General features: G+C 75.5%; 24 protein-coding genes and 1 pseudogene. 7 read left to right on the plus strand and 18 right to left on the minus strand.

The features are described from left to right. Window positions 1-163 precede the first annotated feature (163 nt). Window positions 164-376 carry a hypothetical protein gene (locus ACFWW8_RS28135; protein WP_386532661.1) on the plus strand — a complete coding sequence of 71 codons (213 nt, stop codon included), beginning with the start codon at window positions 164-166 and terminating at the stop codon, window positions 374-376. Between the two features lie 82 nt (window positions 377-458). Here the strand turns inward: ACFWW8_RS28135 and ACFWW8_RS28140 are convergent, their stop codons facing one another. The 3 genes from ACFWW8_RS28140 to ACFWW8_RS28150 all read right to left on the minus strand — a co-directional run bounded on the left by ACFWW8_RS28140 (window position 459) and on the right by ACFWW8_RS28150 (window position 3,341). Beyond that, on the minus strand, window positions 459-1,139 hold the full coding sequence (locus ACFWW8_RS28140; protein WP_386532664.1) for a sigma-70 family RNA polymerase sigma factor: 681 nt from the start codon (window positions 1,137-1,139) through the stop codon (window positions 459-461). A 144-nt stretch (window positions 1,140-1,283) separates the two neighbouring features. After that, window positions 1,284-2,081, minus strand: a complete 798-nt coding sequence (locus ACFWW8_RS28145) for a hypothetical protein (protein ID WP_386532667.1) — start codon at window positions 2,079-2,081, stop codon at window positions 1,284-1,286. Window positions 2,082-2,243: 162 nt separating this feature from the next. Further along, entirely contained in the window at window positions 2,244-3,341 is a 1,098-nt protein-coding gene (locus tag ACFWW8_RS28150) for a helix-turn-helix transcriptional regulator (protein WP_386532669.1), read from the minus strand. Window positions 3,342-3,404: 63 nt separating this feature from the next. On the opposite strand from ACFWW8_RS28150, the gene ACFWW8_RS28155 reads away from it, so the two are divergent. Continuing rightward, on the plus strand, window positions 3,405-4,577 hold the full coding sequence (locus tag ACFWW8_RS28155) for an epoxide hydrolase family protein (protein ID WP_386532672.1): 1,173 nt from the start codon (window positions 3,405-3,407) through the stop codon (window positions 4,575-4,577). Window positions 4,578-4,655: 78 nt separating this feature from the next. Here the strand turns inward: ACFWW8_RS28155 and ACFWW8_RS28160 are convergent, their stop codons facing one another. Continuing rightward, window positions 4,656-5,849 carry an MFS transporter gene (locus ACFWW8_RS28160; RefSeq protein WP_386532675.1) on the minus strand — a complete coding sequence of 398 codons (1,194 nt, stop codon included), beginning with the start codon at window positions 5,847-5,849 and terminating at the stop codon, window positions 4,656-4,658. A gap of 141 nt (window positions 5,850-5,990) precedes the next feature. Then, window positions 5,991-6,164: a CsbD family protein gene (locus ACFWW8_RS28165; protein WP_386532678.1), complete on the minus strand. Its 174-nt coding sequence runs from the start codon at window positions 6,162-6,164 to the stop codon at window positions 5,991-5,993. Window positions 6,165-6,345: 181 nt separating this feature from the next. On the opposite strand from ACFWW8_RS28165, the gene ACFWW8_RS28170 reads away from it, so the two are divergent. After that, the gene (locus tag ACFWW8_RS28170; protein ID WP_386532681.1) at window positions 6,346-6,576 is read left to right on the plus strand and encodes an acyl carrier protein; all 231 of its coding nucleotides are present in this window, start codon (window positions 6,346-6,348) and stop codon (window positions 6,574-6,576) included. A gap of 94 nt (window positions 6,577-6,670) precedes the next feature. Then, the gene (locus ACFWW8_RS28175) at window positions 6,671-8,038 is read left to right on the plus strand and encodes a mycothione reductase (protein ID WP_386532684.1); all 1,368 of its coding nucleotides are present in this window, start codon (window positions 6,671-6,673) and stop codon (window positions 8,036-8,038) included. Between the two features lie 30 nt (window positions 8,039-8,068). Here ACFWW8_RS28175 and ACFWW8_RS28180 read toward each other — a convergent pair whose 3' ends face one another. Next, window positions 8,069-8,251, minus strand: a complete 183-nt coding sequence (locus ACFWW8_RS28180; RefSeq protein WP_386532686.1) for a hypothetical protein — start codon at window positions 8,249-8,251, stop codon at window positions 8,069-8,071. A gap of 143 nt (window positions 8,252-8,394) precedes the next feature. Further along, complete coding sequence (locus ACFWW8_RS28185) at window positions 8,395-8,766, minus strand: VOC family protein (protein ID WP_386532689.1); 372 nt, start codon at window positions 8,764-8,766, stop codon at window positions 8,395-8,397. Between the two features lie 81 nt (window positions 8,767-8,847). Between ACFWW8_RS28185 and ACFWW8_RS28190 the strand changes: the two genes are divergently transcribed. Next, window positions 8,848-9,237 carry a hypothetical protein gene (locus ACFWW8_RS28190; RefSeq protein WP_386532691.1) on the plus strand — a complete coding sequence of 130 codons (390 nt, stop codon included), beginning with the start codon at window positions 8,848-8,850 and terminating at the stop codon, window positions 9,235-9,237. A gap of 31 nt (window positions 9,238-9,268) precedes the next feature. Here ACFWW8_RS28190 and ACFWW8_RS28195 read toward each other — a convergent pair whose 3' ends face one another. From ACFWW8_RS28195 to ACFWW8_RS28205, 3 genes are all read right to left on the minus strand, one after another. Beyond that, the gene (locus tag ACFWW8_RS28195; RefSeq protein WP_386532693.1) at window positions 9,269-9,460 is read right to left on the minus strand and encodes a hypothetical protein; all 192 of its coding nucleotides are present in this window, start codon (window positions 9,458-9,460) and stop codon (window positions 9,269-9,271) included. A 263-nt stretch (window positions 9,461-9,723) separates the two neighbouring features. Continuing rightward, window positions 9,724-9,912 carry a DUF6381 family protein gene (locus ACFWW8_RS28200; protein WP_386532695.1) on the minus strand — a complete coding sequence of 63 codons (189 nt, stop codon included), beginning with the start codon at window positions 9,910-9,912 and terminating at the stop codon, window positions 9,724-9,726. A 38-nt stretch (window positions 9,913-9,950) separates the two neighbouring features. After that, window positions 9,951-10,190 (minus strand): DUF6213 family protein, encoded by a 240-nt coding sequence (locus ACFWW8_RS28205; RefSeq protein ID WP_383931135.1) that lies wholly within the window; start codon window positions 10,188-10,190, stop codon window positions 9,951-9,953. Window positions 10,191-10,537: 347 nt separating this feature from the next. Here ACFWW8_RS28205 and ACFWW8_RS28210 point away from each other — a divergent pair, with 347 nt between their 5' ends. After that, window positions 10,538-10,906: a PRC-barrel domain-containing protein gene (locus ACFWW8_RS28210; RefSeq protein ID WP_386532698.1), complete on the plus strand. Its 369-nt coding sequence runs from the start codon at window positions 10,538-10,540 to the stop codon at window positions 10,904-10,906. Window positions 10,907-11,116: 210 nt separating this feature from the next. Continuing rightward, window positions 11,117-11,854, plus strand: a complete 738-nt coding sequence (locus ACFWW8_RS28215) for a VOC family protein (RefSeq protein WP_386532701.1) — start codon at window positions 11,117-11,119, stop codon at window positions 11,852-11,854. A 51-nt stretch (window positions 11,855-11,905) separates the two neighbouring features. On the opposite strand, the gene ACFWW8_RS28220 is transcribed toward ACFWW8_RS28215, so the two are convergent. The 8 genes and pseudogenes from ACFWW8_RS28220 to ACFWW8_RS28255 all read right to left on the minus strand — a co-directional run bounded on the left by ACFWW8_RS28220 (window position 11,906) and on the right by ACFWW8_RS28255 (window position 19,713). Beyond that, a complete protein-coding gene (locus ACFWW8_RS28220; protein ID WP_386532704.1) occupies window positions 11,906-13,084 on the minus strand; it encodes a discoidin domain-containing protein in 1,179 nt (392 codons plus the stop codon). Window positions 13,085-13,266: 182 nt separating this feature from the next. Next, window positions 13,267-13,824: pseudogene (locus ACFWW8_RS28225) on the minus strand (phage tail protein); the annotation flags it as partial. Continuing rightward, window positions 13,821-15,785, minus strand: coding sequence for a putative baseplate assembly protein (locus ACFWW8_RS28230; RefSeq protein ID WP_386532707.1), 1,965 nt, complete (start codon window positions 15,783-15,785; stop codon window positions 13,821-13,823). The pseudogene ACFWW8_RS28225 and the gene ACFWW8_RS28230, both read right to left, overlap by 4 nt. Beyond that, the gene (locus ACFWW8_RS28235; RefSeq protein WP_386532709.1) at window positions 15,785-16,282 is read right to left on the minus strand and encodes a GPW/gp25 family protein; all 498 of its coding nucleotides are present in this window, start codon (window positions 16,280-16,282) and stop codon (window positions 15,785-15,787) included. Before ACFWW8_RS28235 ends, ACFWW8_RS28230 begins: the two co-directional genes overlap by 1 nt. Window positions 16,283-16,355: 73 nt before the next feature. Beyond that, on the minus strand, window positions 16,356-18,215 hold the full coding sequence (locus tag ACFWW8_RS28240) for a VgrG-related protein (protein WP_386532711.1): 1,860 nt from the start codon (window positions 18,213-18,215) through the stop codon (window positions 16,356-16,358). Further along, complete coding sequence (locus tag ACFWW8_RS28245; protein WP_386532714.1) at window positions 18,212-18,937, minus strand: LysM peptidoglycan-binding domain-containing protein; 726 nt, start codon at window positions 18,935-18,937, stop codon at window positions 18,212-18,214. Before ACFWW8_RS28245 ends, ACFWW8_RS28240 begins: the two co-directional genes overlap by 4 nt. Before the next feature lies 1 nt (window position 18,938). Then, entirely contained in the window at window positions 18,939-19,376 is a 438-nt protein-coding gene (locus tag ACFWW8_RS28250; RefSeq protein WP_386532716.1) for a phage tail protein, read from the minus strand. Window positions 19,377-19,449: 73 nt separating this feature from the next. Then, the gene (locus tag ACFWW8_RS28255) at window positions 19,450-19,713 is read right to left on the minus strand and encodes a hypothetical protein (protein WP_386532718.1); all 264 of its coding nucleotides are present in this window, start codon (window positions 19,711-19,713) and stop codon (window positions 19,450-19,452) included. Between the last annotated feature and the right edge of the window lie 2,226 nt (window positions 19,714-21,939).

Genomic DNA, 21,939 nt, shown 5'->3' on the forward strand with positions numbered 1-21,939 from the left:
CGTACTTGGTCTGTCGGCTGGCCACCCACACCGTGCACCACTCCCCCCCCCGTCCGCCCGGGGCCGGGCGCCCCGCCCCGGGCCGCGGACCCACGGCGCCCACCGGCCGCCAACCCCTGGCCGGAGGTGGCGTGGCCGTGGACGGAGTGCCGATAATGATCTGGTGACACATGGGAATGAAACCGGTCAAGACGGCGCACAGGACAACGGCGGCCTCTCCGTCATCGCGATTCCGCTCGGCCTGCTGGCCGGAGTGGTGGTGGGCGCGTTCCTCGACAACGTGGGGCTCGGGCTCGCCATAGGGCTCTCCGCGGGCGCGGCGGTCAGCGCGATCGGCTCCGCGCGGAGCACGCCGGGCAGCGCCGACGACGCCTGACCCCGGCCGCCCGTACGCCCGTACGCCCGCGGGAGGGCCCGAGCGCCGGTACGCGGCGGCCCTCCCGCGGCGTGCCCGGAGATCAGGCCGGCGACGCGACCCGGCGGGCCCTCGGTGCCGTCGGGTTGGGGTGGTGGGGCTGGTGGGTGGTGTGGGTGGTGTGGGGGGTTGGGGTGGTGGGTGTGGTGTCGGTGAGCAGGGTGATGAGGGCGGTGCGGGCGCGGGCTACGCGGGAGCGGACGGTGCCGATGGGGCAGTTGATGGTGGTGGCGGCCTCGGCGTAGGGGAGGCCGAGGAGTTGGGTGAGGACGAAGGCTTCGCGGCGTTCGGGGGGGATGGTGGTGAGGAGTTCGGTGAGGGCGATGCCGTCGTCGAAGCCGGGGAGGTCGCGGTGTTGGGTTTGTTCGGCGGCGGTCTGCCAGTCGTGGTGGTGGGAGAGTCTGGGGCGGGCGGCGGCGTGGCGGTGGCTGTCGACGACGGTGCGGCGGGCGATGGAGAGGAGCCAGGTGCGGGCGGAGGAGCGTCCTTCGAAGCGGTGGAGGCTGCGCAGGGCGCGGAGGAAGACGTCTTGGGTGAGATCGTCGGCGGCTTGGGTGTCGGCGCTGAGGTAGGCGACGTAGCGCCAGACGTCGCGGTGGAGGGCGCGGACGAAGCGGTCGGCTTTTTCGGGGTCGCCGTCGCGGGCGTCGAGGGCGAGGCGGGTGGTCTCCGCGTCGGAGTCGGCGGTGTGCCGGCAGTGCTGCGTGGTCGGGGCAGGGGTCATCGCCACAGGTCCTCACGGCCGAAGGGTTCCGGCGCCGCGGGGTGCGCGGGGCCGGTGAAGGGGGTACGGCCCGCCGTGGGGCGGGGCCGATGCCCGGGCGCGGTGGACGGGAGCCGTCGGCGTGTGCGCTCGGGGAGCCGGCTGTCAGTGGACAGCGGTTCCCGTCGGGGGACCCCGGGAGGTGATGGCGTGGACGAGGAACAGTCGCCGCGGCGTGCGGTGCCGCCGGGTGCGACGGGCGTGCGGGCCGGGCCGCAGCGGCGTCGCCGGCCGGTGGAGGAGCAGGCGCAGCGGTGTCCCGAGCCGACCGGCGACGGCGCGCAGCACGCGGAACGCGGCGCGCTCCCCGTACGCCAGCCACAGCCCGCACAGCACCGCGGCCAGCAGATGGGCGGTGAGCATCCCGGCCGGTGACATGGCCGTCACCCCGTGGCCACCCCCCGACAGTGCGCCGCCCCACAGCGTGCCGCCCGACACCGAGCCGCCCGGCAGCACGGTCCCCGGCAGTACGGTGCCCGCCGAGAGGGCGGACGCCAGCTCGTGCGGGGCGTGGTGCGCGTGCGCGGCGGACTCCGCCAGCGGGTGGGCCGCCGGCCCGCCGAGCGCGGGCCGCGTCCCGCTGCCGCAGGTCGCGTACTCCGCCCACTGGCGGGCGAGGGACGTCCCGGCCGGCAGGGAGGGGTGGACGAGCGACTGGGCCAGGGAGAACGCCGCGTGGAGCCCCGCCTGGACGGCGACGGCCACCGCGGTGACGGCGAGCGGCCCGCGCTCCCGGCCGGCGAGCCCCCAGGCCGTGGCCGCCGTGCCCGCGAACGCGGCACACATCGCCCACCAGGGCACGGCCGTCCCCGACACGAGGAGGTGGCCCGTGGCGGCGAGCAGCACGCAGAGGGCCGCGAACACCGCAGCCCGAAAGACGCGGAAACAACGGCCCGGCTTCATGGCGCGCTCATCCTCGCACCAGCCTCTCGAGCCGCGCACGGTCGTGCGCACTTCCGGACAACTTCCCCTGGCGGAGCCAGCATGGGAAGAGATGCGAGGGTGCGACGCGACGTGCGACGTGTCGCCGGTGGAGGGCGGTGACCCGCCGCTCCCGCCGGCTGACTACCCGGCGGACCGGGACGTTCCACGTCGGGGGAACGCGGACTTCCCCGGCCCCGGCTCCAACCCCGGCCCCGGCCCCAACCCCGGCTCCAACCCCGGCCCCGGCCCCTGCTCCGGCTCCGGAGCCGCGGACGACGGGGGTCGCGTCGACCTGGCGTAACGTCCCGCCAGATCCTCCAGGTGGGCCACCAGTTCCGGCGGACCGGTCACCGTGAACTCGTGCCCGAGCAGGCCGAGGTGCACGGCGAGGCCGTCCAGCGAATCGGCCCCGGTGTCCAGTACGCACGTGTCGGCGTCCACCGCCTCCACCACGCCCACCGCCGGGTTCACCCGCTCCAGGACCGCCGCGGCCGGCGCGTGGACGGTCACCCGGGCCCGGTGGCGCCACGCGGCGGCGGACGCCTTGCCCGCGACGAACCGGGCGGCGTCGCCCTCCGGGTCCTCCCGCGGCGCGAACCGCGGGCCGGCCGGGGTACGGGGCGTGAGGCGGTCGACCCGGAACAGGCGCCAGTCGTCGCGGTCGACGTCCCAGGCCACGAGGTACCAGCGGCGCCCCCAGCTGACGACGCGCTGCGGCTCCACCAGCCGCCGGGTCGCCGTCCCCCCGTGGTCGCGGTAGTCCAGGCGCAGCCGCTCGCGGTCCCGGCACGCCGCCGCCAGCGTCATCAGCGTCTCGGTGTCGACGGCCGGGGCGGGCCGGTCGGCCGGCACCGGCGCCGTGTACTGCTGCAGGGCCCGTACCCGGCGCCGCAGGCGGGACGGCAGGACCTGTTCCAGCTTGGCCAGGGCACGCAGCGACACCTCCTCGACCCCCGACAGGGCGCCCTGCGCGACGGTGCGCAGGGCCACGGCCACCGCGACCGCCTCGTCGTCCTCCAGGAGCAGCGGCGGCATCGCGGCCCCGGCGGCCAGCCGGTAGCCGCCGGCCGGTCCGCGGGTGGCGCCCACCGGGTAGCCCAGTTCGCGCAGGCGTTCGATGTCGTTGCGTACGGTCCGGCCGCTCACGCCGAGCCGCTCGGCGAGTTCGGACCCGGGCCACTCGCGCGGCGACTGGAGCAGGGAGAGCAGCCTGAGGAGGCGCGCGGAGGTTTCGAGCATGCGACCCACCGTTCCCGCTCATGAGGAAGGAACCGTTCCTATATGGATCCTAGTCTTTCCCCCATGGACACCAACAGCAACGCCCAAGCCGTCCCCGCCCCCGCCAACGGCATCCGGCCCTTCCGGATCGACGTCCCGCAGAGCGACCTCGACGACCTGCGCCACCGTCTGACCCGGGCCCGCTGGGGCACCGGCGTACCGGGCGTGGACGGCTGGGAGCGCGGGGTTCCCGTCCCGTACCTGAAGGACCTGGCCGCCTACTGGGCCGACGGATTCGACTGGCGCGCCGCGGAGGCCCGGCTGAACGCGTTCCCGCAGTACCTCACGGAGATCGACGGTCAGGACATCCACTTCGCCCACGTCCCCTCGGCCGACCCCGACGCCGTCGCGCTGCTCCTGATCCACGACTGGCCCGGCTCGTTCGTCCAGTTCGTCGACGTCGTCGAGACGCTGTCGCGGGACTTCCACGTCGTCGTCACGTCCACACCCGGTGTCGGCTTCTCCGGGCCGCTGACCTCCACCGGCTGGACCACCGGCCGCATCGCCGGGGCGTTCACCACCCTGATGTCCCGGCTCGGCTACGACCGTTACGGGGTGCAGGGCAACGGCGGCGGTGCCTGGATCGCGGGGGAGATGGGCCGGATCGACCCCGGCCACGTGGTCGGCGTCCACCTCAACGGCCTGGTCACCTTCCCCTCGGACGACCCCGCCGACTTCGAGGGCCTCACCGGGGCCGAGCAGACGCGGCTGCAGCGCCTCCAGGACTTCCGCGACGACAAGATGGGCTTCAACGCCATCCAGTCCACCCGCCCCGAGACGGTCGGCCACGCCCTGCACGACTCGCCGGTGGGCCAGCTCGCCTGGATCGTCGAGAAGTTCAAGGAGTGGACGGACCCGGCGAACGAGCTTCCCGAGGACGCCGTCGACCGCGACACCCTGCTGACCAACGTCAGCGTCTACTGGTTCACCGGCACCGCAGCTTCTTCCGCCCACCTCTACTACGAGACGGCCCACGACCCCGCCGCCTGGGCGCCCAAGGAGCCCGGAACGGTTCCGACCGCCGTGGCCGTCGCCCTGCCCACCGACGTCGCGATCCGCCGGTACGCCGCACGCGATCACCACGTCGTGCGCTGGACCGAGTTCGAGCGCGGCGGGAACTTCCTCGCGCTGGAGCAGCCCGAGCTGCTGGCCGAGGACGTCCGCGGGTTCTTCGCCGACCTGGCCCGCGACGCGTAGCCACGCGGACGTCGCCGTGTCGGGCGGACGTCGCCGTGCCGGAGCGGGCCCCGCCCGCCCGGCCGCCGGCGTACGGGCTCAGGGCGCGGCGGAGCGCACCGGCCGCCGGAGCAGGTAGGCACCGGCGGCCGTGACGAGGACGGCCATGCACGCGATGAACACCAGCCCCGCCCCCTCCAGGCCCATCGGGCCCGACAGCACCCCGACGCCGATCACCGGTACGGAGATGCCGGTGTACGCCACCACGAACAGCGTCGAGATCACCGCCGCCCGGCGGTCCGGGGGAGAGGCCCCGGCCACCGCGGACAGCGCGCCGCGGAACGCCAGGCCCTGGCCGGCCCCGCCGACCAGCGCGCTCAGCACCACCAGCGGCAGCAGGTCCCACCACAGGGCGCCCGCGAGCAGCGCCAGCCCCACGAGGAGCCCCGCGCAGCCGAGCGGGAGCGAGCGCCCCACCCCGATCCGCCCGACCGCCAGCTGTCCGGCGGTGGAGGCGAAGAAGGCCAGCGCCACCACCAGCCCGATCACGGCGCGGTTGTGCACGTCCAGGGACTCCGTGAGGAACGCCGGGCTGACCGAGGTGAACACGCCGAACAGCGCGAACCCCACGAACGACGCGGTCGCCGCCGGCCCGAACACCGCCCGCACCCCGGCCGGCAGGCCGGGCCGCTGCGGCCGTACGGTCCTCAGCGGTCGCAGCTCCCGTACGGTCTCCGGAAGCCACAGCAGCACGGCGGCCGACCCGGCCACCAGGACGAGGTGGACGACGAACGGGAGGTACAGCGGCCAGGGCGCGTACTGCGCCAGCACACCGGCGAGCAGGGGACCGCAGCCCAGACCGCCCATGTTGGCGGCCGTCGCCGCGAAGGTGGCCCGTGAGGATCCGCCCGACGGGGCCAGCTCCATGACGTACACCGTGGCGGCCCCCGTGAACAGGCCGGCGGAGAGCCCCGACAGCAGCCGTCCCGCGTACAGCCAGCCGAGCCCCGTGGCGCAGAGGAAGCAGACGGCGCTCGCCGTCGCGCACGCCAGGCCGGCCAGCAGCACCGGGCGCCTGCCCACGGCGTCCGAGGCGTTGCCCGCCAGCAGCAGCACCCCGATGACCCCGAAGGCGTATACGGCGTACACGACCGTCACCGTCAGCTCGGAGAACCCGAACTTCTCCTGGTACAGGCCGTACAGAGGGGTCGGCAGCGTGGTGCCCGCCATGCACACGGCGAACACCGCGGCGGCGAGGACACACGGGCGCCAGCTCCGGCGATCATCGTCCATGCCGCCGACGGTAACGCCGCGCGCCGCCGGGTCTCGGCGCGGCGTGTCCGGCGCGCCGCACGGCCGGGGGAGGGGCCACCGCGCGCCGCGGCCCCGGACCCGTGACGGGTCCGGGGCCGCGGCGGTCACGCGGGGTGCCGGTCAGCGCTTGAAGATGTCCTTCATCTTCTCCTTGGCCTGGCGGGCATCGCCCTTCGCCTGTTCGGCGCGGCCCTCGGCCGTCAGCCGCTCGTTGCCCACCGCGCGGCCGGCCGTCTGCTTGAGCTTGCCCTTGGCCTGCTCGGTCTTGGCCTGGCTCTTCTCGTTCTCCGACACAGCTGATCACTCCCTGGGGGATGGGAACAACGTACGCCTCCCGTCTGACCGGTATCCCGGGCCGCAAACGGAGCGGACGGAGGAGTCGGGTGTCGGCCAGAGTGACGGCCCGTCCGGTTGCGCGGGCCCGCTTCGGGGGTAGGGGCGGGTGACAACGACGGCACAGGCCAGAGGAGACATCGTGAAGCGGGACAGCGTGGTGGGGCAGATCGTGGCCAGACGCAGCGGGCGCAGGGTCGAGGAGCTGGAGCCGCAGACCGACCTCGCGGAGGACCTGGGACTGGACGACGCCGCGGTGATCGGGATGCTCGGGGAGCTGAAGGCCGCCGGGTTCCACGTCCGGGAAGGGGTGGATCTGGGCCGGCTCACGACGGTGCAGGCCCTGATCGACGCGGTCAGCCCGACGTCATGACCCCGCGGGCCCCCCGCCCACGGCCGTGAGCCGGGCGCCGCGACCGCCAGCGCGGCGGCCCGCCACGGCGGGACGGGCCTCGTAGCCTGACCCGATGCGACATCACGATCTTGTTGTCATCGGTGCGGGTTCCGGCAACGCGGTCATCGACGGGTCGTTCGCCGATCTGGACGTGGCCGTCGTCGAGGAGAAGTGGTTCGGCGGGACCTGCCTGAACGCCGGCTGCATCCCCAGCAAGATGCTGGCCTACGCCGCCCACGTCGCAGAGACCGTCCGCGGGGCCGGTACGTACGACGTCGACGCGGAACTGCGGGCGGTCCGCTGGCGCGAGCTGCGCGACCGGGTCTTCGGGCGTCTGGACGCCGACCGGGAGGAAGGCCGCCGCGGCCGCATGGAGTCGGATTTCGTGACCGTGTACGAGGGCCGGGCGCATTTCACCGGACCCCGGCGGCTGCGCGTCGACCTGCCGGGAGGAGGCCTCGACATCAGCGCGGACCGGATCGTCGTCGCGGCCGGCGGACGCCCGCTGGTGCCCGCGCCGGTGGCCGACTCGGGCCTTCCGTACGAGACGTCCGACACCGTCATGCGCATCGACGCCCCTCCCCGACGCCTGGCCGTCCTCGGCGGGGGCTACATCGCCGCCGAACTGGCCGAGGTCTTCGCGGCGGCGGGCAGTTCGGTCGTCATCGTCGAGAAGGAGGAACGGCTCCTCGGCCCGCAGGACGAGACGGTCGCCGAACGGTTCACCGAACTGGTCCGCTCCCGCTACGACCTCCGGCTCGGCCGGGAGGTCACGGAGGTCGCGGGCCGCCCGGGCGCCCTGCGACTGACCCTGGACGACGGTTCGACCGTCGAGGCCGACATGCTGCTGGTCGCCGCCGGACGCGTGCCCAACAGCGACCGGCTGAACCTCGGTACCGCCGGCATCCGCACCCACGACGACGGGCGGATCGTCGTCGACGCGCACCAGCGCACCACCGCCGACGGCGTCTTCGCCCTCGGAGACGTCTGCACGCCGGTCCCGCTCAAGCAGGTGGCCAACCGGGAGGCGCAGGTCGTGTCGCACAACCTCCGCCACCCGGACGACCTGGCGTCCACCGACCACGGCAACGTCCCGGCGGCGGTGTTCACCCGCCCGCAGATCGCCTCGGTCGGCGCCACCGAACAGGACTGCCGGGACCGGGGACTGGCCTACGCGGTGGGGACGGCGCGCCACGCCGACGTCGCGTACGGCTGGGCCATGGAGGACACCACCGGATTCTGCAAGGTGCTGGCCGAGCCCGGCACCGGCCGGCTGCTCGGCGCCCACCTGATGGGGCCGCAGGCCCCCACGCTCATCCAGCCGCTCGTCCTCGCGATGGCCCTGGGGATCGACGCCTCGACCCTCGCCGGGACCCCGTACTGGATCCACCCCGCGCTCACCGAGGTCGTGGAGAACGCCCTCCTCGACCTCGGTCTCTGAACGCGGCGGCCGGCCGGGCCGCGGGCACCGTCATCGTCTGCGGCTACGGCCCCGCGCGGCCAGCCCGCTCGCCACCCCGGCGACGTGCAGCGCGAGCAGGGTGAGACCGACGAGCATGAAGTTGGTGGAGGTGAAGACGTTGTTCGTGGAGATCTCTGCCGCGTTGATCAGGAACGCGATGAAGAACAGTGCGGCGGCGGCTATGCCCAGCATGGTGGAGCCCCTCTCAGTAGGTGAGGGGCGTGTGCCCCGCAGGAGCCGGACCATGAGCGGCCGGAGCGTCTGATTCCCGCGCCGCTTTCGGCGCAGCCCGACGCCCTGGTGACCGCACCGACTCCCTTCCGCGCGTGGGGAGTTCAGCCGTGGGAGGTGTCGATGACGCAGAACCGGTTGCCCTCGGGGTCGGCGAGCACCACGAAGTCGGGGTCCGCGGGGTACGCGTCCCAGTCCACGGGCCGCGCGCCCAGCGTCACCAGACGCGCCACCTCCGCCTGTTGTTCGGCCGCGTCCACCGCGTACAGGTCGAGGTGGACGCGCGGCCGCTCCTGTACCGGCGAGGTGCTCAGGCCCAGGGCCAGCCCGGGGCCGGGACCCCGGGCCGGCACCAGGACGGTCCAGCGGGCGTCGACGGCTCCCTCCCGGGGGACGTAGTCCAGCGCCGCGCCCCAGAAGGCGGCGGCCCGCCGCACGTCCGCGGCGCCCATGACGATCGTTCCGATGGTCAGCATGATCCGATTCTGGCAAACCCGCGGACGGCGAAGACCGGGAGCCGGCTGTCTGGCGCGGCGGAGGCTGGGCAGGCGGCAGGCATGACTGATTCCGAGACGAAGACGACCAGGGGATTCCACGTCACCGTGCACGGCGAGCGGTTCACCTGCCGGGAGGTCTCCGGACTGGGACCGCAGGGTGACGGCGGCCTGCCCGGCCAGGTGCTCACCGTCACGCTGACCGACTGCGTCCTCACCGACACCCCGAAGGCGCAGGAATGGGCGCTGTCCGCCGAGGCCGCACCGGTCGTGCGGCACGTGAAGATCGAGGAGACGGCCGGGGGCGCGGCCGAGCCCCTGGCCACCTGGTACCTCAGCGACGCCCGGCCGGGCGAGATCGGCGACCACAGCACCACGGCGTCCAACCACGAGACCCGGATCGACCGGCTGACCGTGTACGCGGAAAAGATCGCCCCCGACCTGCCGGTATGAGCCCCGGGCCGCACGGCCGGGCGGCCGGGTGTCAGGCCGCGTGGCGGCCGTGGCGTGCCCGTCGCGCGGGCACGGCGGCGTGTCGGCCCCCCGATCCGGCCAAGGCCCGCAGGTGCCGCCTGCGGGGCACGGGGCCCCGCGGGTCCAGCATGCGCTCCTCGTAGCGGTCGAGCGCGAGCAGGGCGCACAGGAGGAACGGCGGCACGAGGAGCACGGCGAACATCACGGCGGATCCTTCGGCAGGAAGCACGGTCCTCAGCGCGCCTGCCCCGCACCGCGGAGGGGAACCCCGGCGGTCGGCGCACGGGGGCGGCCCGGGTGCGCCGGGCGCCGCCGGTACCGGGCGGACCACCGGGACGCGATGGTTCCCGGCGTTCCACCCCGGTCATGGCGGTGGGCCACCCCCGAGGGGGCGGCCCACCGCCATGACATGACGTGCTGTTCCCGCCGGACCGCCTCAGCCGGGGCGGCGGCGCCCGGGTCGGCTCACATCGGGTCCATGGTGCCGCTGCCGGGTCCGTTGACCCGTTCGCTCGCCTCCCGGATCCGCAGGGCCTTGCGCATGAGCCGGTCGTGCTCCGTCGGCTCGGTGGCGTGCGCCGCGGCTTGCTCCAATTCCTGGGCCTTGTCGCGCATGCGGCGGGCGTTCTCGTCCGTTTCGCTGGTGGCTGCCATGGGTCCTCCTGGGATGACGGGTCGGGGGAACGGGACGGTCAGGGCTCCTCGCCCGGGGGAGGGGTACAGGCGATGCACTCCGCGTCGATCTGATCGGCGAGCCGGTTCAGCACGCCGGTCATGGCCAGCACGGTCTGCGGATCGGCATCCGTCTCCTCGGCATCCGTCGCGTCCAGCCAGTCGGCCGCCACCCGGCGCAACAGCGCCGTCACCTGCTCGGCCGGTATGAGGAGGACGCCCTCTTCCGTGGGGATCAGGGGGATGGGGATCTGGATCATGCCGCCGCCTCTCGCCGAGGTGTCGGGTGCGCACCGTTCGTCCGCCCCTCTACCGGAGCGGGTACCCGGGCAGGAGGTCGGCAACCCGATCGGGCCGCGGCTCCGGCGCGGCACGGGACGCCGTACGGGTGGGACCGAGTCGTATGAAAAAGGATATCCGGGGTACCCGTCAGCATGCCGGAGTGGTTGCCGTGACGCAGCAGGGAATCATGTTGTTGCCTCCAAGGATCGGCAGCCACTCCGGTCCCGCCGCGGACCGGACGTGGTGTGGGGACCGGCCCCGGGGGCAGACGCTGGACCGTACGGACGTTCCCCGAGGCGTTCTCCGACCGGAGGAGTTGTTTCACGTGACCGAGCACGGATGGAGCTACGCGGCGACTTCGGGGCACCTGGCCGGCGCCGATCTCACCGGATTCCGGGTCGAGGCCACCGACGGCGGCATCGGCAAGGTGGACAAGCACTCCGACGAGGTCGGTGAGGCCTACCTGGTGGTCGACACCGGAGTGTGGATCTTCGGCAGGGAGGTGCTCCTGCCCGCCGGCACGGTGACCCGGGTCGACCTCGAAGAGAAGAAGGTCCACATCGACCGGACCAGGCAGCAGATCAAGGACGCACCGGAGTTCCACCAGGCGGCGCACCTCGCCGATCCGGAGTACCACGACCAGATCGGCACGTACTACGGCATCGGCGGCACCTTCGGCAGCCATCGCGCCTGAACGCAACCCCCGGAGCCCGGCCGGATGCGCACCGGCACCCCGGACCGACGGGCGGACACGGCGCGTGACCGCGGCAGCCGTGCCTCACGGACTCCCGCCCACCGCGGGGCTACCGTGGACGGGACCTTCCCACCCGAGCGGCAGATGAGGCGGGCAACCGTGTCCACGTCGAGCCATGAGGTATCCGGCGCCCCGTGCTGGGTGAGCCTGATGACCCCGGACCTTGATTCCGCGCAGCGGTTCTACGGCGCTGTGCTGGGCTGGGAATTCCGCCCCACCGACCTCGGGGACGGCTTCACCGTCGCCTTCCGCGACGGTGCCCCCGTCGCAGGCCTGAGCGCGCTGGCCCAGCGCCTGAGCCTGCCGGCCGCCTGGACCCCGTACTTCGCCGTCGAAGACGCCGACGTGACCGCCGCGCGGATTCGGGAGCGCGGCGCCACCACGGCCGTCGGACCGCTCGCCTTCGGCACCGGGAGGGCCGCCCTGGCGGCGGACCCGGCCGGCGCCGTCTTCGGGTTCTGGCAAGGCGAGGTCATCCCGGACTGGTCGGTGGGCCGCGGCACGGCCCCGGCATGGCTGGAGCTGCACACGCGGGACGCGTTCGCCGCCGCCATCTTCTACGGAGAGGTCCTCGACTGGGCGGGCGAGCAGCCCGGCTGCTGCTCGGTCTCCTACGAACACGACCACGTCGTGCTCCGTCACGGCCGCGACACCGTCGCCCGGATCAGCGGCGGCGCCCTCGAAGCGGACCCCGACCCACTGGTCCGCCCGCGCTGGCACGTCCACTTCCGGGTGCCGGACCTGGAGGCGACCGTGGAGGCGGCCGCCTCGATGGGCGGGAGGACCGCCTCCCCGGTGCGGACGACGAGCGACACCCGCTCGGTCGTCCTCGCCGACGCCGAAGGCGCGCTCTTCACCGTGGTGGCCCCGCAGCGCCCTCCGGCCTGATCCGGCCCGGTGCCGGGCGGCCCGTACGGGCGGCCCCGTCCCCGTATGCCCTCAGGTGCGGGAGCGCCCGAAGAACTCCACTTCCGCCACCGCCACCTGCCGGTCCGGACCGATCCCGTACGCCGACCGCAGGACGATCCGTACGGACGCGGTGTCCCGGCCCCGGACGTCGACGCGCTGGACGCCTCCGTCGTTGAGGGTCTTGTGCACGGTGCGCGAGCGGCCGGCGGAGTCGGTCACCACCAGGTCGATCTCCTGCGGCCGGGCCTGGTCGGCGGCCTGCCCGGGCCGCTTGGAGGTCCCCGGGGTGACGAGCACCGCGAGGAGGTCCACGGGCTGGGCGAAGTCCGCCTGGAGGTGCTGGCCGTTGGAATCGCCCGCGTACCCGGTGCCCCACCAGGTGTTGGAGTAGTTGTCGAAAGCCGCCTCGGGGCCGTGGCCCGCCGCAGAGTGGGAGGCGATCCAGCTGGTGGGGCGCACCGCCACCCGCTTGGCGAAGTGGTCCTGGACCGCGCGGGCGGCCGGCGGGCCCCCGATCAGTCCCCCGAGCGCCACCAGCACGACCGCCGCCACCACGACGGCCCGCACGACCCACCGCCGCCGCTCCCGCCGCAGCGCCGGGCGCCGCCCCGCGAAGGGACCGGATTCCGGCTCCTCGTGCCGGGTCCCCAGGGGCGCGGCGCAGGAGCGGCAGAAGACCCGGTGCGGAGCGTTCGAGCCGCCGCAGGCCGGGCACGGAGGGCCCTGCTGCTCCGCGGCGGCCGGCTGCGGGGTGCGGACCCGCGGCCGGGCCGCCTCGGGCCGCCCGGGCAGGACGGTCCCGGGCCGCTCGGCCGGGTCACGGCCCGGCTCCGCGGCGGCGGGTACCGGCACCAGCAGCGCGCGGGCCGCCTCCGTGCCGCCGGAGGGCGCCGTGGCGGCCGCCGGGACCGGGGCCGTGGTGTCGGACGTCGTGTCGGTGTCGGTGTCGGTGCCGGTGTCGGCGTCCCGACGGGCGTCGGTAGCGTCGGCGGCGCCCGGCCCGGGTGCGGGCTGCGGCGGCACCACCGGGAGCGGGGCGGTGGACCGCTCGGACGCGTCCGCCTCCCCGCCGAGGGGCGCCGGGGCGGCGGACGCGCTCCCCGTGTCCCAGCGGAGGAAGGCGCCGCACGAGTCGCAGAAGGACTGGCCCGTCGTACGCGACGGGGCGGCGCACTCGGGGCAGGGAGCGGTGGTCCCGGATACGGGCATGGTGGTCAGTTCCCTTCCGGAACAGGCGGGTCGGACAGATCGGGCGGTACGGACGGAGAAGGCGGGGACGCCGGTGACGGGGACGCCGCCGCCGGAGCGGGCGGCGGCGCGGCCCGCGCCGACGCCGGGCGCGCGACAGCCGCGGAAGGCCCGGCGACCGGTTCCTCCGGCCGCGGCGGGCCGGCCGCCAGCACCTCGGTCGTGAACGGCAGGTGCGCCGGCCGGGCCGCCGCGACGACCGCGGCGAGCCGGTGCCGGTCGCGCGGGGCCGGATCGGGCAGCCGTACGGTCACGTGCAGGGCCGCCCGCGGCACGCCCGGGAACGGTCCGAGGGGCCGCGGCGACCAGGCGGCGCCCCCGCTCTCCGTGATCGCCGGTGCGACCCCGAAGCACAGCCGCACGGCCTCGGCCAGCCCCTGCCGGGTACCGCGCCGCCGGTGCAGCGCGGTGGCGGTGGCCACCGCGTGACGGCGCACCTCCACCGGTTCGCCGCCCCCCAGTTCCGCCCCGACCCAGTCGGCCAGCCAGTCGACGAAGTCGGCCGGGGCGAGCGCGGGGTCGAAGTACGCCTCCAGACAGTCGAGCACGGTGAACACGGGCGCCAGCATCGCGTCCAGCCCCGTGACGAACCGCTGGGCCAGGTCGTCGTCCGCGTACACGGCCGGCAGCGCAGCGCCCAGCGGATGTGCCGACCGCAGCCCGTCCAGCGCGCCGCGCGCGCTCGCGCCGTCGCCGCTCACAGGGCCTCGATCACGCGGACGCGGTGGTCGAAAGGGAAGAGCAGCGCGGACGGGCCGAGGTCGACGCGGTCGGTGGCGTCGCCGCGCCGCCCGGTCAGCGGGTCGGCGGGGTGCAGCAGGACCTCGTCGACGAGCTCCACGCCCGGTACCCGCTGGAGGGCCGCGAACACCTCCCCCGACCGCAGCGAGCGGCCGAACGGCCAGCCCCGGCCGTCCGAACCGCCCGTCAGCGGATCCAGGTACCGGTACAGGGCGTCCAGAGCCTCCTCACGCACCAGGTCCGCGCCGGCCGCCCGGTAGCCGTGCACGGTGGCCACCACCGTCACCCCCTGGTAGAAGGGCGGGCCGACCGCCAACCGGGTGCCCAGCGGCCGCCGTTCGTCGAGGAAACCGGTGATCCGGGAGAGCAGCTCGTCGCCCGGGACGAGCTGCTCGAAGCGCAGCCGCCCGCCCCGGTCGACGACTGCCTGCGGCACGACCAGCACGCGGACCGCGTTCTCCCCGGCGGCCCCCGCCCCCGCGGTCGATTCCGTGCCCGCCGCGAGGCACTGGATGCGGGCCGCCTCGGGAGCCGCCCGACGGGTCAGCTCCTCGTAGTCCCGCGCCGTCACCGCCCGTTCCTGGGCCCGCAGCGCGATCGGCGCCCGCAGCCGGGCCTCGTCGACGGTCTCCCCGTCGACCCCGCCCCGGGCCGCCTCCCGGTTCTCCACCCGCGCGATGTACGGGATCGAGCTGCGCAGCACCTGGATCGCCCCGCGCGCCACGTTCCCGCCGCGGCCGCCGCCCACCCCGTACCGGGCGGCCCGCACGGCCGCGCCCTTGGCCGGGACCGCCCCGAACTGGCGCAGCGAGCCGTCGGGTTCGCGTACGGCCGGGCCGAAGGCGAGTTCCCCGGTGGTCGCGTCCAGCGTGAAGTGCCGGTCCCCGGGGCCGGACGCCGCGAAGTCCGGGACCCCCTGCCACCGCTGCCAGCCCTCTCCGTCCGAGACCTCCAGCAGGACGTCCCCCACGACGGGTACGTGCGCGAGCCGCACCCGGTGCCCCGGCACGCCCTCGGCCTCCCCGAGCGGCTCCTCCCGTACGAACTCGGCGTGCGAGGCCGAGACCGTGCCGCCGATCGTGAACGCCTCGGCGTCCCGCACGGTCGGCGAGGAGGTGTAGAACGGCTGCCCGGCCCGGGGCGCCGTCACCCGGCACCGCACCCAGCCGGCCTCCAACCCGCCCAGCCGGGACAGGACGTGCCCGGCGGGCAGGTGCAGCACCACCTCGCCCGGCCGGTTGAGCCCGCCCGTGGAGTCGGAGGAGACCTCGCACTCCGTCCAGCCGTCCGGCGTCCACGCCTCCCACACCAGCGGGGGCTGCCGCGGGTCCACGCCCACACCGTCGACCCTGCTGTCCACCCGCAGTACCGCCGTGCAGTCGGGGACCGCGGCCGACAGCCCGAACAACAACAGGTCCCCGGGCTGCGGGAGTTCGGTGAACGCCGGTACGTCCACGCCCGCCCGGACCTCCTGCGTGCGGTCCGCCGGCGCGGCCCCCGCGCCCTGGCAGAGCAGGTACGACAGGGCACACGGCACCAGGGTCAGATCGCGCTCGGTGGCGAAGACCACCGCCTCGTCGGTCTCCGTGCGCCCGGTGGCGACCTCGGTCCCGGCGGGCAGGACGACGGGCTCGGGCTGCGGCGCGGCCAGCCAGAACGTCACGGGCGCGCGCGCGGCCGACGGCGGGAACAGGGTGATGCCGAGCAGGTCCAGGAAGGCCAGCTGGTTCTTCTCCGGAACCCGGTTCAGCCGGTAGACCAGCTGGTCGGCTATGTGCGCCACGGCCTCGATCAGGGTGACGCCCGGATCGGAGACGTTGTGGTCGCTCCACTCCGGACAGCGCTGCTGGACGTAGCGTTTCGCGTCGTCCACGAACTGCTGGAAGTGCCGGTCGTCGAGCCGGGGTGCGGGCAGGGCCATCAGTGTCGTCCGCTCTCGCCGTGGGCCTGGGGGTGCCGGGTGGGGTGCGCCTGGCCCCCGGGTGCGGCCGGCGCCTCACCGGCGGCGTCCACGGCCTCGCCGCCCTCGGCGGGTATCACGTAGAACGGGAAGACGAGGCTGCGCGGGTTGTTGGTGCCGCGCACCGCGTACCGCACGTCGATGTGCAGCACGGCGGGATCGTCCGGCGCGGGGGTCACCGTCACCTCCCGCACCTCGATCCGCGGCTCCCACCGGTCCAGGGCCGTGCGGACCTCGTACCGGATGCGGCCGGCCGTCGCGTCGTTGGCGGGCGCGAACACCAGGTCGTGCACCGCGCAGCCGAACTCGGGGCGCATCGGCCGCTCCCCGGGGGCCGTCGCCAGGACCAGGCGCATCGCCTCCTCCACCTCGCGGTCCCGCCGGGCCAGCGCGATCGCGCCGCCCGGGTCGGTCCGCATCGGGAAGGCCCAGCCGGCCCCGACGAAGTGCTCGCTCATCTGCTCGTTCTCCCCATTCCCTCGTGTCGCGGACCGCTTTCCCGCACCGGGCCGCCGGTGCGGACGGGCGGGCTCAGAACGGCAGCCCGTTGCGCGTCGTGACGCCGATCAGTGACACCGTCGCCGCCGTGATGCCGACGTTGCCGACCGCCTGCAGGGCCACCCGGCCCGGCGTCTGCACGTCCAGCCCGAGCGTGGTCTTGACGTCCATGCCGAGCCCCGCCTTCAGGTGCAGTCCCCGGCCCGCGCTCAGGTTCAGCGCCCCCCGCGCCGACAGCGTCAGATCGCCGCCGGAGTCCACCTCGACGCCGCGGGCCCCGTGAATGGTCACGGTCCCGTCGCTGCTGACCGTGAGGGTGGTCCGCGCCTCGTCCAGCTGGACCGTCACGCCGCCGTCGCCGGTGCGCAGCCGGATGCCGCTCGACGCGCGCGCCGCGCCCGACCGCTCCAGCAGCTCCACCGTGTGACCGCTGCGCGCCGTCAGCGCCCGCCAGTTGACCTTGCCGGCCGTCGGGTCGACCGCCGGGATGCCGTCGGGCTCCCGGGTCGCCCGGTCCACCCCGTTGTAGAGCCCGGCCAGGACGTACGGGTGCTCCAGCGAGCCGCGGTCGAAGGCGCACAGCACCTCGTCGTTGACGTCCGGCAGGAGCAGTCCGCCGCCACCGGTGCCGCCGAACTGGGCGACCCGGCACCAGCCGCTCTCGTACGTGTCCGAGAGCCAGGGGAAGCGCAGCCGGACGCGGCCCATCCCCAGCGGGTCCTTGACGTTGGTGACCAGCGCCACCGCCACCCCCGGCAGCGGGGCCGCGGGCTCGGCGGCCCCGGTACCGCCCGAGGCCAGCCCGTACAGCGAGCGGAACTGCCGGCCGGAGACGGTCAGCCAGGTGACGTACGGCTGCCCGGAGGCGAACACGTGACGGACACCGGTCGCCGTGTACTTGCCCTCGAACGGGAACCCCGCGCCCTTCACCGCGACCGGCCGGCCCGGCATCAGACCCGGATTGCCGGTGACGGCCACCTCCAGCTCCGCGAAGGACCCCGCCACGTCGTCGGCGAGCGCACGCGCGGCGTGGGTGACCTCCGAAGGGGCCGTATAGGGGACGCGGGCGGCGTCCAGACCGGCCTTGCCGAAGGGCGCCGTGAGCTGCGCCGCGGTGAGGTCCGCCACGATGTCCGCGGTGGTGCCCGCGGACGCCGGCGCGGCCAGCGGCCGCTTGGTCAGCATGTCCCAGCCGCGCACCGTCACCTGGTCGACCTGCCCGGCCGAGGTCAGCGCGACCCGGCTCTGCAGCGTGTTGTGTCCGAACTCCAGGACGTACGGGCTCTGCAGCGCGGGCGTCGTGTCCGCGGGCGCGCCGGCGGCGGGAGCGAGCGGAGCGAAGTCGAGCTTCCCGTCCGGGTCGAAGGACAGCCGGACGTCGTTCTCCGCCGCCAGCCGGCTCAGGTAGTCCCAGTCGGTGGTGCCGGGCTGGGTGGCCAGCTCGTACACGGTGGGGGTGGCCGCCACCCTGCCCAGGGTGAGCCCGTTCAAGGAGGCGAGGCGGCGCACGATGTCGGAGGCCGTCATCTGCGGGTAGCCCGCGACCCGCCGGTTGCGCAGCAGCCGGTGGCCGGGGTCGTACCCGCGCAGCACCAGGCGGCGCCCGGCGCCCGGCTCGGCGTCCACCTCCATCGCCGTCACCTCCCCGGTGATCAGGGGGGTGCCGCGGACGCCGTCCGTGAACGGACTGATCACCGCCTTCGAGCCGACGCTGAGCTGCGGGTAGCGGCGGGTCAGGGTGCCGTCGCCGTCGGAGAAGGCCAGCTGGAACGCGGAGGGCACGTTGACGCTCGCGTCCACCCAGCCCTCGGTCAGCAGCGAGGCCAGGGGGTCGGGAAGCACCGAACCGCCCAGGACGACGTGCAGGACGGTGGTGAAGGTGTTCTCGCTCATGCGACACGCTCCGAGCCGGCGGGGAGGAGGAGTTCGGTCCCGGGGCGCAGCCGCATCGGGTCGTCGATGCCGTTGGCCTCGGCGATGACCCGCCAGCGCGTCGGATCGCCGTACTCGCGCCAGGCCAGCGAGGCGAGCGTGTCACCGGCCACGGTGCGGTGGACGCGACGTGCCGAGAGGGCGCCCGAGGTCGGGTTCTGGCCCTTGGCGGACGTCGGGATCTCGGTCAGGGCGAGCGAGCAGGTGGCGCGCAGCGGTGTGCCGTTCGGGCTGAACAAGGTGTAGGTCGCGCTCGCGTTCGTCACGTACGCCGTGAACCGCACCGTGCTGAACGAGCCCCAGGAGAACTTCACCCAGGGCGGCGACGGGGCCTGCGACGTGACGCTCTGCTCGGTCACCTCGCAGCAGGAGAGCAGCAGTTCGACCTGCCCCAGGACCGTGCCGGAGCCCGGGGTGCCGGAGGCGTCGAGGAACACGTCGACGCGCAGCTGCGCCGGGCTGACGCCGGTGAACTTGGACGGCGCGCCCCGGGTGTAGGCGACGGCGGGATCGGAGCGCCAGTGGGCGGACCGGGACAGCTGGAGCTGGCGGGGGTTGAACTGGAAGCGCACTTCGCCGAGCAGGCCGCCGACGGACCCACCGAGGACGGCGGGCGGCTGGTGGACGGCGAGCGAGGCCCGCGAGAGCCCCGCGGCGGCGCGGCCGCCGGTGGGGGCCGCCATCTCAGACCCCTCCGGCGTCGGTGAACCCGTGGTGCGCGATCTCCAGGGTCTCGGTGGCGACGGACGGGGACGCCGGGTTCAGGGTCGGGCCCGTCCAGCGCACGGGGAGCACTTCCACCAGGCCCCACTGGGCGACGACGGAGCCGTCGGCGCGCAGGGCGGCGATCTGGGCGGTGGGACGGGTGATGCCGGTGGCGAGGGAGGAGATCCAGGCCGCGACGCGGGCGGTGTCGGCGGTGAGGGGACGGGTGAGGCGGATGGTGGGGAAGGTGACACGGGTCGGCAGCTGCCAGACGAACCCGTTGTTCCCGCCCTCCTGGTGCTGCTCGATCTCGACCTGGGAGGAGAGTCCGTCGCAGCCGTTGAACAGCCCGAGGTTCTGGCCGTCGATGCTCAGCTTGAAGAAGACCGTGGATCCGGGGTCGGGGGGCGTGGGCATGCGGGACTCTCTGTTCGGGGGCGGGCGGGGCGCGGCGGGGCGGCTTGGCGTGGGGAGGGTGCGTACGGCCTGGTCAGCGGTCGCGGAGGCGGCCGAGGCGTTCGCGGTCCCCGCGGAGTTCGGCGCGCAGCAGCCGCGAGAGCGGTGCGACGAGGCGTCGGGCGAGCGCGTCGAGCTCGGCCTGCGGCGGGGGCGGTGGTTCGGCGTCCGGAGTGACGGGGTGCGGGGCGCCGGGTGGCGGGGCGGCCGGGGCGGTCTGTACGGGAACGGGCGTTGGGGGCGGTGGCGCCGGTGGTGCGGAGGGTGCCGGGGCGGAGGCGCGGACGACCCGTTGCACGGGGACGGCTCGCGCCGGGGCCCCCAGCCCGGCGGGTGCCGGTGTCGGTGCTGGCGGCGTGGGGGCGGAGGCGGGCGCCCCCGGGGCGGCGGGGTGCGGGCCCAGTGCGGCGAGCGGAAGGGGCGTCGCTCCGACGGGTGTGGCCGAGGTCCGCCGCAGCACGGCCGGAGCCGCGGGCCCCGGCTGCGGGGCGGGACCCGCCGGGGTGAGGGGCCGCCCGGAGGCCAAGGGGGCCGGAGCCACGGGTGCGCGCTGGATCCGGGGCGCGGGAATCCGTACGGAGGGCAGGGGAGCGGGCGCGGGTGCCGGCGCCGGGGGCTGAGGCGGGATGTGGGCCGGGACCGGCGCCGGGGGCTGAGGCGGGGTGTGGGCCGGGACCGGGACCGGGGGCGTTGGCGGTGCGGGTGCGGACGGTTGCACGGGCGCCGGGGCCGGCTTGATAGGGGCGCCGATCAGGGGCCGCCGGAGCCGGGCCGGAGACTCCTCGGGCTGGGCGCGCTGCACCCGCCGTACGAGGGGCTTGCGGGTCCCCGTGCCCGACCCCGGGGGAGGCACGGGCACGGGGACGTCGAGGGCTCCTGCGAGGAGCGGTTCGGAGGGCGCCGCAGCCGGCCCTGGGTCGGGGGCGGGAACGGGCCCGGTGAGGGGAACGGCCGGGAAGCCGACGGGGCGTAGCGTCCGCGAGGGCACGACGGGCCGGGGCGCGGAGGTCAGCGGCGCACCGACGCGCGCGGCCCGCTGCACGACGGGTACGGGCAGAGCCGGATGCGCCGGTTCGGCCGGCCGGACAGCCGGGGCACCGGCCGGCGCGGGGGCGTCTGCGGAGGGGGTGGGGCTGCCGGAGGCCCGCGGCGCGGACACGCGCACGCTGTGCCCGGGGTCGGGTGCGGGGGCCTGACCGGGCGGGTGCACGGCTGCGGCGGTGGGCGAAGTGGCTTCGCCCACGGCCGTGTTGCTGTCGCCGTTGCCGTTGCCGTTGCCGTTGCTGTGCCTGGCGCCGTGCACGCGCTGAACGGGGTTCCGGGCCGGCCCGGTGGCGCCCGCTGCGGCAGGTGCAGGGAACGCCGTCGAGCGCTGCACGGGAGAGGCCGGAGCCGGTGCCCCGGCCGCGCCTGGTTCCGGGACCGCGGATGGTACGTGCGCGCCCGCCGCGGGGTCTGCCACGAGCTCGGGGGCGGCGGCCGGAGGGGACGGGGGGCGGAGCCGTGCCGTGACCTCGGGCCGGGGTGCCGCGGCGGCGGTGGCGTCCGGGGCGGGTCGGCTCCCGGAGGGTGGTGGCGTGGCGGAGGCGGGGGTCGTGCCGCTCGCGTGGCGGCTGGCGGGAGCGTGCGCGGTACGGGCCACCGGAGTCGTGAGGCGGGGGGTGGCCGTGCTCCCGGCCGGGGGCGGCGCTTCTGAGGCGGTTCCGGGCCCGGTTGCCGCGGCGCCGGCCCGCTGTACGGGGTGCGGCGGAGCGGACGGGCCGCCCCGACGGGCGGCGGGGGCGTGCGCCGTAGGGGGTACCGGTGAACCGGCCGCCGCGGGTGCGGCGGACGGTGCCGGTGCTGCTGCGGGGGTGGCGACCGGCCCGGGGGCGGTGGCCGGAGGGGACGTGGGGCGGGGTGTGGCGGTGCCGGGAAGCGGCTGGGGCACTGCGGCGGAGGCCCGCTGTACGGGGTGCGGGGGAGCTGCGGTTGCCGCACCCGGGGCGGATGCGGAGGTCGTGCCGTTCGGGCGGTGGCCCGTGGGGGCGTGGGGCGAACGGGGTGCCGGGGGTACGGCCGGTGCTGCCGCGGTGGCGGGGTACGGAAGCGGGAACGGCGCCGCCGGGGTGGCTTCGGCCGCCGGCGCGCGGTCCGGGGTGGGACGCGACGTCGGGGGCGCCGCCACGGGGACGGGGCTCGCGGGGCGGGGGAAGGATGCGGATGCCGCGCTGCCGGGGGCGGAGACCACCGGGCGGTCCGGGGCCGGCGACACCGCCGGGGCTGACGGCGCGGCCGCGAAGGACGCAGGCGCCGGTGCGGCTCCGGCCGCCGGAGATCGTGGAGTGTCGCCGGGGGCTGCGGGGGCCGCCTGAACTGCCGGGGCCGCCAGAGCCGCCGAAGCTGCCGGGGCCGCCGGGGCCGCGGGGGCTGCCAGAGCTGCGGGGGCTGCCGGGCCTTCGGGAGCCGTCGGAGCCGCGGGGGCCGCCTGAACTGCCGGGGCCGCCGGAGCCGCCGGGGCCGCGGAAGCCGCCGAAGCCGCCGG

It is taken from the genome of Streptomyces sp. NPDC058701, assembly GCF_042715295.1.
GTDB lineage: Bacteria > Actinomycetota > Actinomycetes > Streptomycetales > Streptomycetaceae > Streptomyces.